This is a genomic window from Phycisphaerae bacterium (genome assembly GCA_028714855.1).
In the GTDB taxonomy this organism is placed as follows: Bacteria; Planctomycetota; Phycisphaerae; order Sedimentisphaerales; family Anaerobacaceae; genus CAIYOL01.
The window spans coordinates 18,338-32,470 of the sequence record JAQTLP010000015.1 but is presented as its reverse complement, the minus strand read 5'-3'; the positions used below and the strand labels follow the sequence as shown (position 1 = coordinate 32,470).

General features: G+C 48.7%; 13 protein-coding genes. 6 read left to right on the top strand and 7 right to left on the bottom strand.

Features of this window, described 5'->3' with window-relative positions; all coding sequences use genetic code 11:
* Positions 1-246: 246 nt before the first annotated feature.
* The 5 genes from PHG53_10280 to PHG53_10260 all read right to left on the bottom strand — a co-directional run bounded on the left by PHG53_10280 (position 247) and on the right by PHG53_10260 (position 4,299).
* Positions 247-1,230: a hypothetical protein gene (locus PHG53_10280; protein MDD5382005.1), complete on the bottom strand. Its 984-nt coding sequence runs from the start codon at positions 1,228-1,230 to the stop codon at positions 247-249.
* Positions 1,230-1,829 (bottom strand): sigma-70 family RNA polymerase sigma factor, encoded by a 600-nt coding sequence (locus PHG53_10275; GenBank protein MDD5382004.1) that lies wholly within the window; start codon positions 1,827-1,829, stop codon positions 1,230-1,232. Before PHG53_10275 ends, PHG53_10280 begins: the two co-directional genes overlap by 1 nt.
* A 66-nt stretch (positions 1,830-1,895) precedes the next feature.
* Positions 1,896-2,387, bottom strand: a complete 492-nt coding sequence (locus tag PHG53_10270; protein ID MDD5382003.1) for a hypothetical protein — start codon at positions 2,385-2,387, stop codon at positions 1,896-1,898.
* Between the two features lie 4 nt (positions 2,388-2,391).
* On the bottom strand, positions 2,392-3,627 hold the full coding sequence (locus PHG53_10265; GenBank protein ID MDD5382002.1) for a bifunctional 3,4-dihydroxy-2-butanone-4-phosphate synthase/GTP cyclohydrolase II: 1,236 nt from the start codon (positions 3,625-3,627) through the stop codon (positions 2,392-2,394).
* A 42-nt stretch (positions 3,628-3,669) separates the two neighbouring features.
* Positions 3,670-4,299, bottom strand: coding sequence for a CDP-alcohol phosphatidyltransferase family protein (locus PHG53_10260; GenBank protein ID MDD5382001.1), 630 nt, complete (start codon positions 4,297-4,299; stop codon positions 3,670-3,672).
* Between the two features lie 104 nt (positions 4,300-4,403).
* Here PHG53_10260 and PHG53_10255 point away from each other — a divergent pair, with 104 nt between their 5' ends.
* The 3 genes from PHG53_10255 to PHG53_10245 are packed head-to-tail and all read left to right on the top strand — an operon-like array spanning position 4,404 to position 7,761.
* A complete protein-coding gene (locus PHG53_10255) occupies positions 4,404-5,138 on the top strand; it encodes a pyridoxine 5'-phosphate synthase (GenBank protein ID MDD5382000.1) in 735 nt (244 codons plus the stop codon).
* A 21-nt stretch (positions 5,139-5,159) separates the two neighbouring features.
* Positions 5,160-6,035 (top strand): 4-hydroxy-tetrahydrodipicolinate synthase, encoded by an 876-nt coding sequence (gene dapA, locus PHG53_10250; GenBank protein ID MDD5381999.1) that lies wholly within the window; start codon positions 5,160-5,162, stop codon positions 6,033-6,035.
* 49 nt (positions 6,036-6,084) lie between these two features.
* The gene (locus tag PHG53_10245; GenBank protein ID MDD5381998.1) at positions 6,085-7,761 is read left to right on the top strand and encodes an ankyrin repeat domain-containing protein; all 1,677 of its coding nucleotides are present in this window, start codon (positions 6,085-6,087) and stop codon (positions 7,759-7,761) included.
* Positions 7,762-7,776: 15 nt separating this feature from the next.
* Here PHG53_10245 and PHG53_10240 read toward each other — a convergent pair whose 3' ends face one another.
* A complete protein-coding gene (locus PHG53_10240; GenBank protein MDD5381997.1) occupies positions 7,777-8,910 on the bottom strand; it encodes a glycosyltransferase family 4 protein in 1,134 nt (377 codons plus the stop codon).
* 912 nt (positions 8,911-9,822) lie between these two features.
* On the opposite strand from PHG53_10240, the gene rny reads away from it, so the two are divergent.
* Together rny and PHG53_10230 are read left to right on the top strand one after the other, a co-directional pair.
* Positions 9,823-11,403 carry a ribonuclease Y gene (rny, locus tag PHG53_10235; GenBank protein MDD5381996.1) on the top strand — a complete coding sequence of 527 codons (1,581 nt, stop codon included), beginning with the start codon at positions 9,823-9,825 and terminating at the stop codon, positions 11,401-11,403.
* Between the two features lie 31 nt (positions 11,404-11,434).
* Complete coding sequence (locus PHG53_10230; protein ID MDD5381995.1) at positions 11,435-12,280, top strand: TIGR00282 family metallophosphoesterase; 846 nt, start codon at positions 11,435-11,437, stop codon at positions 12,278-12,280.
* 15 nt (positions 12,281-12,295) lie between these two features.
* Here PHG53_10230 and PHG53_10225 read toward each other — a convergent pair whose 3' ends face one another.
* On the bottom strand, positions 12,296-12,928 hold the full coding sequence (locus PHG53_10225; GenBank protein MDD5381994.1) for an MBL fold metallo-hydrolase: 633 nt from the start codon (positions 12,926-12,928) through the stop codon (positions 12,296-12,298).
* A 242-nt stretch (positions 12,929-13,170) separates the two neighbouring features.
* On the opposite strand from PHG53_10225, the gene PHG53_10220 reads away from it, so the two are divergent.
* Positions 13,171-14,130 carry a glycosidase gene (locus PHG53_10220; protein MDD5381993.1) on the top strand — a complete coding sequence of 320 codons (960 nt, stop codon included), beginning with the start codon at positions 13,171-13,173 and terminating at the stop codon, positions 14,128-14,130.
* Positions 14,131-14,133: the final 3 nt, after the last annotated feature.

The following is a 14,133-nucleotide window of genomic DNA, read 5'->3' as shown; positions in this document are numbered from 1 at the left end:
AAGCCGTTGCCCCATTGGGTCAGAACACTATTTAGGGTCAGACTTTGGGTCCGAGGAAAAATGATTCTTTACCATTTATGGAGACTTGACCATGTCGCCAAAACCGCTTAGATGCAAAAAGTTGGAAGCTGGGGGCTAACCAATAAGGAATTCCGTATTGAAGACAACGGGGGACTTTAAAAGGGGGAGCCCCCTAACCCGCACGATGCGAATTAGGGGGGGTACAACATTTATTGGGTATCATTACTATTCTACGACTGTAATAGTCAGATTGATTTTCTGGCTGTCTTCGGTTTGGGCAGATGGTTTCACGGCCGGCTTATCATTCGATGTTAAAACCGGCTTTGGTATAGTCATCAGACGAGGAGCACTATCATTAATGGCGACCATCACCTCTTTGCCGGGTGTTAATTCAGCCATATTGTTCATCGCGGCGAAGAACTGAGCCGTTTTGATTTGCGACTGGGAATCTTTCTGTGCGGCGATTTCGATAATCTGCTCAGGAGCGATTGCGCTAACCACAATTTGCCCTTGCGGCCGGCCGGTATCAATAATTAATGTCGCCGAATCGAGTTTGTCCCAGATAGTTCCCAAGTCATCTAAGAGGACCTTTAAATTCTGCCGGTTGCAGGCGAGGACGTGCGAATCCTGCAGCTTGTCAGGGGAGGCGGCGACGAACTCGCCCGAAGGAATATTGAACTCAATCGCTTTGTTTAGGAAAGCCGCAACTTCTGGGAGACTACCCGTTTTCAATTCCAGCCGGGCTGTAAATTTTACTGGTTTTTCAACAATAGCGGCTTCCCGCGGCTGAATTTTCACGGGCTGCTCAAAAGCAACCTGCGTATCCACCGCTTGTGGGGCAAGTATCGAATAAATCACCGCCGCGAAAACAGCTACTAATCCGAACATAGCGGTAGCGGCGGTAAGTCTGCGCACAAACAAATGTCTTGCTCCCTGACGCTGCCTGTGAGTCGAAGAGGGGGCAGCGGGGACAGGGGTTTCCTTTTCTTGCAATTTTGCTTTGATATTCTCCAGCATCCCATCCGGAGCCTCGGCGTAGGGCAACGAATTAACTAATCTTTTACAGTTCCGAAGCGCCTGCAGGCGTTCGGCAATTTTATTATCGTGGTCTATCAATCGCTGAACCTCGGTCTGATGCCTCTGGTCCAGCTCGCCATCGAGGAAGCTGTTGAGCAGTTCATCAAGATTTGGAATTTCATTCTGGCTCATTATATTAAAGCCTCCATAACCTCTCTCAGACTGGTCCTGGCCCTGCTGAGCCTGCTTCTAACTGTGCCTAACTCGATGTCAAGGACTTCTGCAATCTGAGCGTAATTCATACCTTCAATATCCCTTAAGACAATAACGGCCCGATGAGCATCATCCAGTTTTCCAAGGGCCTTTGTAACTAATCCGCACAACTCCTTGTTCTGGGCCACGGCAGCGGGGTCGGGCAAACTACTATCGGTCAAAAAATTCTTCAGCACCCCTTTAGCATCGTCATCGCTGCTATCCTCGGCGTCGAGGCTTTTAAGCCCCAGTTTGGCGTTTCTCTGACAGTAGTTCAGGGTAAGATTAACGCCGATTCTAAATGCCCAGGTGTAAAAGCTGCTTCTGCCCTGGAAATTATCAATATTCTCTATTATTTTGACAAACGTATCCTGCGTAAGTTCCGCGGCATCGTCTGGATTCGCACATATTCTAAAAATGGCGTTATATATCCGACTCTGATACTTTCGAATAAGCCTTTCGGCCGCCTCGGAATCGCCCATTTGGCACTGCTGAACGAGGATTGCATCATCGGTGTTGATATTTGCAGTTTCGGTCACGCCTTTTCTCCTAATTTAGACCATTATCGGTCTAAAGGGTTCCTGTAAAAAATACGCAAAAAATCGTTATTTAAGGGTAAAATCGGCAGAAAGCCTCTTTCCGCCCGGGCACAGGGCTGTTACCTGTAATATGCAGCTTTTGTTGGTTTTCGGCTCGAGAGGCAAATCGAATTCGTAGGTCCTTAAGAAATCCATCCAATGCTCGTTGTTTTTGGCCGCATCATTCAAATTGATGTCCGGCCAAATAATAATTCTTTTACCCTTGGGTTCGGCGGAGTGTGAAACTCTGTCGTATAGCTCAAAGCGAAATACCGCCGGTGTTTTTATCTGGCAATCGAATGCATCCAGCAGACTCACATAGACTTTTATTTTTGACGGTTCTTCGTCATCGGCGGCGGTGAATTCGGTCAGCGGCATAATATCGATTTTCACCGGGCCGTATGCAGATAGGTGGTTTAAGCCGCTATCAGCTTTCGGGGACAATTCGGTGTTCACAGTTCCGCAACCTGTCACGCATAGAAGCAACAAAAACATTTGTGCTACAGCAGCTACTTTCATAGAGTTACAAGTCCTCATCAAGGATATGACCGAAACGGTATTTTTTTGTTCTGAGATAGTCGATATTGTGCTTGCCGGGCCTGGCCTTTAAGGGGACCTGCTCGACAATTTTTATGCCGTAAACTTCGAGGCGGCTTATTTTCTTCGGGTTGTTGGTGAGTATTCGTATTTTTCTGAGCCCCAAGTCGCGGCAGATTTGCGCGCCGATTCCGTAGTCACGTTTATCGGCAGAGAAGCCCAGTTTCAGATTAGCATCAACGGTATCGAGTCCCTGTTCCTGAAGTTTGTATGCCCGCAGCTTATTCGTCAGGCCGATGCCTCTGCCTTCCTGGCGGAGGTAAATCAGGGCACCCTTACCGGCCTTTTCAATCATTTCCATCGCGGTTATCAACTGATAGCCGCATTCGCATCGTTGCGAATGAAAGAGGTCGCCGGTCATACATTCGGAATGGACTCTTACGAGGACGGGGTCTGTATGTTCGACGGGCGAGCCGGTTTCATCGAGCTCGCCGACGCCGCCTTTGCATAAGGCGAGGTGCGGTTCCGGAGAAGTTACGCTCTGGTAAGCGACGAGTTTAAATTCTCCGTAGTCAGTAGGCAAAGCTACGGTCTCGATTCGTTTGATTTGGCTTTCGCTCTGGAGACGGTATTCGACGAGTTTCGCAATGGAAGCGATTTTAAGATTATGTTTTTCGCAGAATTCGAGCAGCTGCGGGACACGAGCCATTGAGCCGTCCTCGTTCATGACTTCGCAGATGACGCCGGCGGGCGTTAATCCCGCCAGCCGAGCAAGGTCAACGGCACCTTCAGTTTGACCGGCGCGGACTAATACGCCGCCCTTACGCGCGCGGAGCGGAAAGATGTGGCCGGGACGAACAAGGTCGGCGGCTTTCGAGTTGTCAGCGATTGCTATCTGAATTGTCTGCGCTCTATCTGCTGCGCTAATACCTGTAGTTATACCTTCGGCGGCGTCGATACTGACGGTGAAGGCCGTTTCGAAGCGGGCTGTGTTTTCAATCGTCTGAGGATAAAGACCAAGCGAATCACATTTCTCTGCTGTCAACGGCAGGCAGATGAGGCCGCGACCGAATTTGGCCATAAAGTTAATAATCTCCGGCGTTACCTTCTCGGCGGCGCAAACGAGGTCTCCTTCGTTCTCACGGTCTTCGGCATCGACAAGGACAACCATCCTTCCCTTGCGAAGGTCTTCCAAAATTTCCGGTATTTCACTGAATTGTATCGCCATATTCGTATTTTGTGTAGCGTATCTGGTATTTCGCTTTCACGCTTGCCCAGATGCATTTTTTTGTTCGTGCTGCTCAATATAGCGACTTCCGTTGCGAATGTAAATAAGAGTCGCCAAAATAGCCGTTCCCGCCGCTGACCACCATAGGACGCGCAGTACCCAAATCCAGGGCGGTAAAAAGGCAGAAACTTCCGGAGCAATCAAAATTCCCGCTACCATCGACAATTGCAGGGCCGTGGCAATCTTGCCGATAAAAACAGGAACGATGCGAACCTGAAAGGTGATAAAATAAATAATCACAAAACCAATCAGCAAAAGCAGGTCTTTGCTGATTATCAAAACCACTACTGTCAGCGGCAGTAGAAAACCTTCGACATGGCCCTGCTGCGAAGCTAAAAGCAGGCAGGCAGAAGTCATAAGCAGCTTATCTGCTGTCGGGTCCAGAAACGCCCCGAGTTTCGTGATTTGCTTGTTCCTGCGTGCAAGGAACCCATCAATTGCGTCGCTGGTTGCCATAATCAGGAAAATAAAAGTCGCAACATACCGCATCGCATCTTGCGCCGACTCACTGAGCGCGGGATTATTTATCTTTAGCATACAAATGACAAATGGAATTATCAGCAGTATGCGAACAATCGTAATGCGGCTGGCCCAGCTTAATTTCATAGTGGTTATATAACCGGAAAAAGCAGATTTGGCAAGAGGTTCCGCTGCAGGCGGATAAAATTGATTGATGAAGGATGAGGCGGGGGTATAATACAGAAGTAAAAATGACAAAGCTAAGCGTTAATCTAAATAAGATAGCATTGCTGCGGAACCAGCGCGATATCGGGATACCGAGTGTTACAGGGGCAGCGAAGACCGTAATCAAGGCCGGTGCGCATGGAATAACGGTTCACCCCCGGCCGGACGAACGACATATAAAATATGCGGATGTTTATGAGCTGGCCAGGATAGCGACCGCTGTCGAATTCAATATAGAGGGCAACCCTTTTCTCGGCAGATATATGGAGATTGTCTGCGAGGTTGGGCCGAGCCAGGCCACTTTAGTGCCTGATACGCCGGAGGCGAACACTTCCGACCACGGCTGGAACCTGAAGGCCGATGGGAAAAAACTTACTCCTATTATTAAGAAGTTGCAAGCGGCGGGCATTCGCGTTAGTCTTTTTATGGCGGCCGATGCTGCCGGCGTTACGATGGCCAAGGAAATCGGCGCCGACCGTGTCGAGCTGTATACGGAGCCATACGCCAGTGCTTTTCAGACTGGCGAAGATGTGGACGAAATTTTACAGCAATACGCGTATGCGGCCCGCGCCGCTTGTGATGCGGGGCTGGGAGTAAATGCCGGGCACGATTTGAACCTTGATAACCTTGGAAGGTTTCTTGCGGAAGTCCCGGGCGTGCTTGAAGTTTCTATAGGTCACGCCCTGATAGCTGATGCTCTTGAGACTGGACTTAGTAATACGGTTCAAGAATATTTGAAAGTGCTGAATAAGAAAAGATAAAAAGAAATGCAGGAGGTTAAGATGTTCACAGGGGCAATGGTGGCGCTGGTAACGCCTTTTCAGAACGGTAAGGTTGATTTTCAAACGCTCGATGAGCTTATCGATTTTCAGCTGGAGAACGGGATAGACGCGATATCTCCCTGCGGCACGACGGGGGAATCGCCGACACTAAGTCACGAAGAGCACAAGCAGGTAATCGAAAGAGTGGTTAAATCGGTTGGAGGCAGAGTGCCGGTAATCGCCGGCGCCGGTTCAAACTCGACCGCTGAGGCCATCGAGCTGACTGCATTTTCCAAAAAGGTCGGCGCCGATGCAACACTACAGGTCTGCCCATACTACAACAAGCCGACGCAGGAAGGCTTTTATCAGCATTTCAAGGTATTAGCGGAAGAGGTGGATTTGCCGATAGTGTTGTACAACATACCCGGGCGGTGCGGCGGGAACGGCCTGACGGTGGATACCGTCGTGCGGCTGGCTGAAGTTGAAAATATCGTCGCGATAAAAGAGTCGACCGGCAAGCTGGATATGGCCAGTGAAATCGCGGCACGATGCGATATGACCATTATCTCGGGTGATGATTCGCTTACGCTGCCGATATGTTCGGTCGGAGGCAAGGGCGTCATCAGCGTGGTGGCCAATATTGTTCCTGCCGACGTAAAGGCGATGACCGATTTAATCCTCGAAGGCGATTTCGCCTCGGCGCTGAAATGGCACAAGAAGCTTTTTGCACTTTGCAGGGACATGCTCGGCCTGGCGAGTAACCCTATCCCCGTCAAGGCGGCGATGGCGATGCTGAATATGGCCCCCGAAGAGTTGCGCCTGCCGATGACGCCGCTGGATGAAAAAACAAAAGCTTTACTGCGGCAAACGCTGAAAGATTACGGCTTGGACGTCTAAATTCGGGAATATCCTGTATCACATAGAAAGAGATTGGAGGGAGTATTTAATGAGACGAGTCCTGTTTTCTGCGGTGTGTGTTTTTATTGTTCTCTTGGTCTTTGCCGGGACAGGCACACCCGTGATGCTTCAAGCGGCGGAAAGTACAGATGTCAATAGCGCAAGTTTCGCGATGCACAAAGCTGTTTATGAAGGCAATCTGGAGGAAGTGAAAGCTCTTATTGCCAAAGGCGCCGATGTCAATGCCAAATGGCCGAAAGATATTAATGGTGCGCCACTACACTTTGCTGCCATCAAGGGGGATGAAAACATATTAATGTGGTTCGGCGGGGAAGTAAGAGACAAGATAAAAAAAGCAGACCATCCCGGATTATATAAGGAAATAGTATCTCTGCTGCTTGCCAAAGGCGCCGACGTTAATGCAAAAATGTCTGGCGGCTGGACCCCGCTGCATTTCGCAGTCAAGCTCGATGATTTGGATATTGTCGAGATGCTTATCGTCAAAGGGGCCGACGTAGACGCAAAAAATTCTTCCGGTATAACGCCTTTATTATTTGCCATTGGTGACAATCATGAGGATATGAAAAATCTTCTTCTTACCAAGGGCGCTAAAGTGGACATTGTTTCGGCATCGGCCATGGGAGATACTGAACGGGTCAAGGTCTTTCTGGAGGAAGACCCCAATATGATTAATGCTGCGCAAGGTAATTTTATGCCGTTGCACATCGCAGCACTCAATGGGCAGACAGAAACGGTAAAATTTCTTCTTGAAAAGGGAGCGGATGTTAACGGCGGCTATCCCACAAAACCCACACCGTTATACTGGGCTGCACTCAAAGGCCATTTGGATATAGCTGAATTACTCATCAATAAAGGCGCTGGTATAAGCAATGAATCGTTTGGTTTTCCACATCCGTTATTCGGTGCGATAGCAGGAAAACATAAGGAAGCGGCAGAGCTGCTTATTGCCAAAGGCGCCGGCGTTAATTTCAAAAGTAAAAATACACCACTGCTTATGGCTATGGGTGAGAATTGCCCAGACATAGCGGAATTACTTATCGCCAAAGGCGCCGACGTTAATGCCAAAGATCGGGACGACAAGACACCGCTGCATTACGCCGCGTCAGGCGGTAATAAAGATATTGTAGAGATGCTGTTAGCCAGAGGGGCTGACATCAATGCTAAAGGTAAAGACGGGGAAACGCCGCCGGTCTTAGCCGAGCGTAAAGGTTACCCTGATATTGCGGAATTTATGAGAAAGTATCAGGCACAGAGCGAAGCGGAAAAATCTGACACGAACGAACCCGGCTCTTCCAATAATATAACATTCAAATCCGCTGAGCCTGCGCCGGAAGCTTTTGATGCCTGGAGCTTCAGATGGATGGGGCCGGTGGGAGAGCCCAACGCAAAGTTTTGGTATGTAGTTATTCAGCCGGATGGAAAAGAATATTTCAGATACGACCTGCCCATTTTGGCTAGGGGTCGTTTAAGGTCGGATTTTGGCGTCGGGATTGCCGGCGGCGACCCGAGCGTTTTCTACAAGGAATATATCCATTTCAGCGTTTTCGCGAGCAAAGGCAAACCGGCTTTTTCGCAATCGGACAGCGCTGGTTTCAAATTCGAATTCTACCAAAAGAACGCCGAAGGGAAGATAGAATGGAAAAAACCTTTTAAGACAATCGACTCTGTCATTGATTCGTCTGCCGATGCGGAAGTGAAAGATTAAAAGATTGCCTGCTGATTACGGTTTGCTGCGGCCACGGTGTTTGAACCAGGTTTGCGCATCGTGGTAAGCCTGCAGGGTGGAAGAAATCATATTGCTGACGGTGTAATTTTCTCTCAAATACTGCTGTGCTGCTGTGGCGATTTTCTGCGCCAGCTCGCGCCTGTCGAAGAGCTTCTGCAAGGTGCCATATATACTAAGCTCATCAGTTGGGTCGAAGACTATTGCGGTTTTGTCTTCTATAATCAAGTCGTCCACTCCGCCCTTACAGCCCGCGACAGCCGCCCCGACGCTCATCGCTTCGAGCAATAAAGGGTTAAAGGTATTGCTGGGCTTGGGCTGGATGAAGATATCTCCGGCTGCAAGAACAGAGCGCAGCATCTCCAATCTGGGGACAAAGGTAACAATTTGCGCAAGGCCGCGTGCAGTCAGCAATTTCCACACCTGCTTTTCCGCCCGTCCGCTGCCTGATATCACTAACATAAATTCATATCCATCTATTGCGAGATGTTTTACCGCACCGAATAGATTCTCGAAATCCCTTTCATTATCCAGCGGATGCGCCGTTACCATACTTGCGAGCCATCGCGATTCGCGGAAACAGCTGCTGGTTTCTGAGGTAAAGGTACCGATATTTATCCGCTTAATCCGGTCGGTGAAGGCAGGATAGAGTTTGGCAACGTTAGCGGCAATGGTTTCAGCGGGGACAATGATTTTTGCGCAGCGGCTCGATGAAATAAAAAGCCGGCCAAATCGTTTCTGCAGTGAAGTGACCATCAGCAAATAAGGCAAATCCAGCCGCCAGGCCAACTGTCTGGCAAGAGGCGCTTCGCTCTGGCACAGGCAGTGCAGAACGGTCGGTTTAAAATCGTTGAGCTGCTCGACGAGCTTGTTTCTATTTTGCCGCTTGAACAGAGGCAAGTCAAAAGTCGGGTACCTGATAACCTGGACCGACGGGGGGACGATAGAACCCAGATTACAATTCGGCGGACAAATCAGAGCAGTGGGGATCGATTCATCAACCAGACCTACCAGCAGGTGCTTTAAGAATATCGAATATTCAGAGATTGTCTCGGCCGAGGCAATTAATGCCGGCCGAAGCAATTTCTTCTCGGTTGTTTCCATTTCTAAATTTTTTTGCTCTTCGCTCATCTGTTTACCTAACAAGCTCTGTTTATGCGAGCTTATAGAGGATACAATCCAAACCACCAGAACCGTCAAGGAGACTAAGCCGGTTAAGGTTTGCAATATATTATCCTGAAACCATCGTTTCGGCCATTGCAAAAATCGCAACGCTTTTCAGTTATTATAAGTCGCTCAGTCTTTTGTTCCCGGCAGGTGCAAATCGGTCGGCGAATGAACAATCCGCAGATTGCCTTAAACGGCAATTAGTTTTTTGGTTGAAAAATATGCGTTTTTGCACGTTTTTGGTAAAAAGCATATGAAACAGGCCCAAAAGGCCAAAAAGCAGGATTATTTAAATTTCATAACCCCTTTTCCTCAAGGTGGTTATGTAAATTTTCGTCAAAAACCTTGAAATTTTATATATTGTTTTTTTCTTGACCGATTACCAAAAGTACTATAGCATAGTATTCGATATACCATGATGAACAGGATTGTGGATTGTCCCGTATTATTTATAGAGTTTATTGTTACTTTGTAAAGGGACAATCAAAAGGGAAAGTGTGTGTAAGCCCTTTCTCTGACGGTAGTTAGGTTACAGAGAACCGCCGCGACGGACGAAGATACAAGCATCAGGGGCATTGAGGAGCGGCGAAAACAGAGTGAATTAAGAGTGAAACGAAATCTAATTGACACAAGTTTTGCCTGCCAGCGTGTAAAAGCTGGTGTTGAGCATAAAATCAATGAATTTGGGAGAAAAAGGTCGAGGATACCTCAAGTCGATGAGCTTTCTGGCCCCCGGTAATTGATTCTACGCTTCGGCGAAAAGGATTTCGTAATTCACAGTCATTTCTTTGTAGCTTTCCTGCCGCAAGATCCACAATAGAACTCCATTGAGTGATGCTTTGAACATTTTGTAACTGCAAATGAAAGGTAGGGATTATGGATGCCATAATGATGCAAATTGGCCTCCCGTCTGTTTTGGTCCCAATCGGTACTTTTATTGTAGGGATAGGCATAGCTATCCTGGTTGTCCAGATGATTACCAGGGCCAAAGCCAAAACCTTCCGTGAGGACCTGCAAAGACAAATCGATGGTGCCAAAAAGGAAGCTGAGAACATAATTAGAACTGCACAAATAGACGCTGCAGCTGAGAACATCAAGAAAAAAGAGCAATTTGCCGGCGAGACCAATCGGATTCGTGCCGAGTTGCACGAGGCCGAAATGAGATTAAGCAAACGCGAGGATGCCCTTGACCGGCAGACCGAATTTCTGCAGCAGCAGGAGAAGGTATTAAAACAACAGGGAAAAGAGTTAGAGAGAAGATTGCACAATATCGACAACAAGGAAAAGCAGCTTTCGATTTTGACGGCTCAGCAGAAGAACCAGCTTCTTAAAATCGCCGGGATGGGTGTCGAAGATGCCAAGGAACTGCTGCTGAAACGGCTCGAAGATGAGTGCGAGCACGAGATGTCCGGACTGATTTCTCGCAAGGTTGAAGAGGCCACGGAGATAGCGGATGACAAGAGCCGGGAAATAATCAGCTGCGCCATTCAGCGTTATGCGGCTGAGCATACGTGCGAAATATCCGTGTCGACGGTTGAAATTCCAAATGATGATATGAAAGGCCGAATTATCGGCAGAGAAGGCCGAAATATTCGTGCGTTTGAGAAAGCCACGGGCGTTGATGTGATTGTCGATGACACGCCCGGAATGATTGTTGTAAGCGGCTTCAGCCCGGTCAGGCGCGAAGTTGCCCGTCTTGCGATGGAAAGACTGATACAAGACGGACGAATCCATCCGTCCCGGATCGAGGAGCTCGTCGCAAACACCAAAAAAGAGGTTAACCAGAAGGTCCTGCAGCTCGGCAAAGATGCCTCGGTTGAGGTCAACGTGCGAGGATTGAACAATAGAGTGCTCAGTTTGATAGGAGCTTTGAGCTTCAGAACAAGCTACGGCCAAAATGTGCTTAGGCACAGCATTGAAGTGGCATTTTTGTCTCAGATAATGGCAGATGAGCTTGGTCTGGACGGCTCGATAGCCAGACGCGCGGGACTGCTTCACGATATCGGCAAAGCCATTGACCACGAAGTTGAGGGCAGTCACCCCGATATAGGCGCGAATTTTCTCAAGCGTTTCAGCGAATCGCCTATTATTCTGAACGCTGTTGCAGGACATCACGGGGACATCTCGGCGGACAATCCTTACACTCCGCTGGTTTCAGCGGCCGATGCGATTAGCGCGTCGCGGCCCGGGACCAGAAGAGAAACACTCGAAAGATATATAAAACGCTTAGAGAAGCTGGAAGAGATAGCAAACAGCTTTAAGGGCGTTGAGAACGCATATGCAATTCAGGCCGGCCGCGAAATACGTGTAATCGTGAACGCCGAAAAAGTTGATGACGAATCGGCAATGAAAGTCGCACGTGATATTGCCAACAAGATTGAAAGTGAAATGGCATATCCGGGCGAAATCCAAGTAACGCTGCTGCGAGAGCTCCGCTGTATCGAGTATGCGAAATAGCAGGTGGTCGGAGTGATTACGAACTATGAAGATAAATGTACTTTGTATCGGTGATATTGTAGGCAGGCCGGGCAGACGAATCCTCGCCGAGAAACTAAAGTCTTTAGTCAGAGAGCAAAGTATCGACTGCGTGATAGCCAATGCAGAAAACGCTGCCGGCGGTTCTGGTCTGACTCCGCAAATATATACCAAACTGCTGAGATACGGCGTGAACCTGATTACACTGGGTGACCATACCTACCGCAAAAGGGAGATTGTTGCGACGCTGGAGACGACGGACAATATAGCCCGTCCTGCGAATTTTTCTGAGTTGGCCGCGGGCAGAAGTTTTGGGATTTATAAGACAGCCAAGGGACCGACCGTAGGTATCGTTTCTCTGATAGGCCGTTTGTTTATGAAGCCGGCCGATTGTCCCTATAATGCCATTGATAAGATTCTGCCGCAGCTTCAGCAGCAAGCCGACGTCATATTCGTTGACTTCCATGCTGAGGCCACCAGCGAAAAGATTGCAATGGGCTATCATCTTGACGGCAGGGTGAGTTGTGTTTTCGGCACCCATACGCACGTAGTAACGGCCGACGAGAAAATTTTACCTAAGGGCACGGCGTATATTACCGACATCGGGATGACCGGCCCTTATGATTCGGTGATTGGCCGAGGCGTTGAGAATGTCTTAAAGGCATTCAGGACACGGATGCCGGTGCCTTTTGAAATAGCAACCGGCGATGTGAAAATGAGCGCGATTCTGGTTACCATCGACAGTATAAGCAAACGGGCCGAGCGCATCGAACGAATCAGAGTCGACGCGGAGGAGGAAGATACGACACGTTACGACAGCGATGACGGCAAACCGGAATACTTCGGGAATTTCGAATGATATGATTGGGGGGATTTATTGCAGAAAGGGGTTGTGTGTTTTTTCCTGCGATATTGTAGTCTGCGGGCCGTGGCCGGGATAAACAATAGTTTCATCGGGCAGGGAACAGAGTTTTTGCTTTATGCTCTTTATCAATTGTGCGGCGTTTCCGCCCGGGAAATCCGTTCGGCCGACCGAATCGGCAAACAAAGTATCACCTGCAAAAATAATTCCATCATCTTTCGAATAGAGACAAATGCCACCCTGCGTGTGGCCGGGGGTATGAAGGACATCCAGCTTAATATTGGTCTGCTTGATTACGTCTCCATCCTCTACGGTAAAGTCAGCGTGTTCTGGGCTGAACGATACGCCCGCTATTGAGTAGAGACTATCTTTTTCTCCGGTGAGCATTCCGGCATCGAGCTTGTGGATGTAAACCTTTATGTTCGGGAATCGGCTTCTTAACGCAGCCAGGCCTGTAATGTGGTCTGCGTGGCCGTGCGTGAGAACCGCGGCGATGGGATTTAAATTGTGCTGCCGGAGAAAATCGACAAGCTCATCGGCATCCAGACCTGTATCAATAATCAGGCAGTCTTTGGCTGTTTTATTTTCGCGCAGGACGTAACAGTTGGTTTGGTACTCACCGAGAATTAAACGGTCGATTTCCATTTAACTGTTCTCCTACAGACAGAACAAGGTAACAGAAATAGTATTGCCGGTCAATAGCCTCCGGACTTGACCGGCCGATTCTGAGTTTGTTATTATACCAGACCTGAAAGCAATTGGATTTTTGTGCGGCAATAATTAAAATTCGCATTTTAATTTACGGTAAGCTGCTTATCTTGCCGATTAAAACGTAGGCGACGTAAAAAAGATTTCACAGTATCCCTTTATATTTTGGGGCTGAAACAATGGCCGATCTTTTAAGGCAAAAAAAGGCATACGGGCTTTTCAAAAGATATGAAGGTAATCCGATACTAACGCCGGAGATCTGGCCTTATCCTGTAAATGCGGTCTTTAATCCCGCTGCAGTTAAGTTAAATACGGAGGTACTGCTGCTGGTTCGCGTTGAAGATATGCGCGGCTTCTCACATTTGACGGTGGCACGCAGCGCCGATGGATTCACTGACTGGGAAATTGACTCTGCGCCAACTATGGAGGCCGACCAGAGTTCCCGGGAGGAAAAGTGGGGGCTGGAGGACCCTCGTATTATCTGGCTCGAAGAGCAGAAGCAGTTCGGCATTACATATACCTCTTTCAGCGAGGGCGGCCCTGTGGTTTCGCTGGCGATTACCAAAAATTTCAGGACCTTTGCCCGTCTCGGTGCTCTTTTGCCACCTGAAGATAAAGATTCATGTTTGCTTCCTCGCAGAATCAAGGGACGATTTGCATTAATTCACAGGCCGATTGTCCGCGGTGAAGCCCATATGTGGATTAGTTTCTCTCCCGATTTGAAGCACTGGGGCGACCATAGACTGCTGATTCCAACACGCTCGGCTTACTGGGATTGTCACAGGGTAGGTCTTGCCTGTCAGCCGATAGAAACAGCGCAGGGCTGGATGTTGTTTTATCACGGTGTCCGCAGCACCACTGCCGGGCAAATATACCGTGTTGGATTAGCTCTGCTGGATTTGGAAGAGCCGTGGAAAGTTCTGCGCCGCAGCGACGAGTGGGTTCTTGGGCCCCGCGAACTTTATGAACGCATCGGCGACGTAGGCGGAGTGGTGTTTCCTACCGGTGTTATTGTTCACAAAGAAACAAATCAGCTTAATCTCTATTATGGAGCGGCTGATTGCACCGTTGCTGTCGCCACTGCTAATTTGAGCGATTGCGTTGATTATATTATGTCGTGTCCGGAAGTGGAGGAATAATCT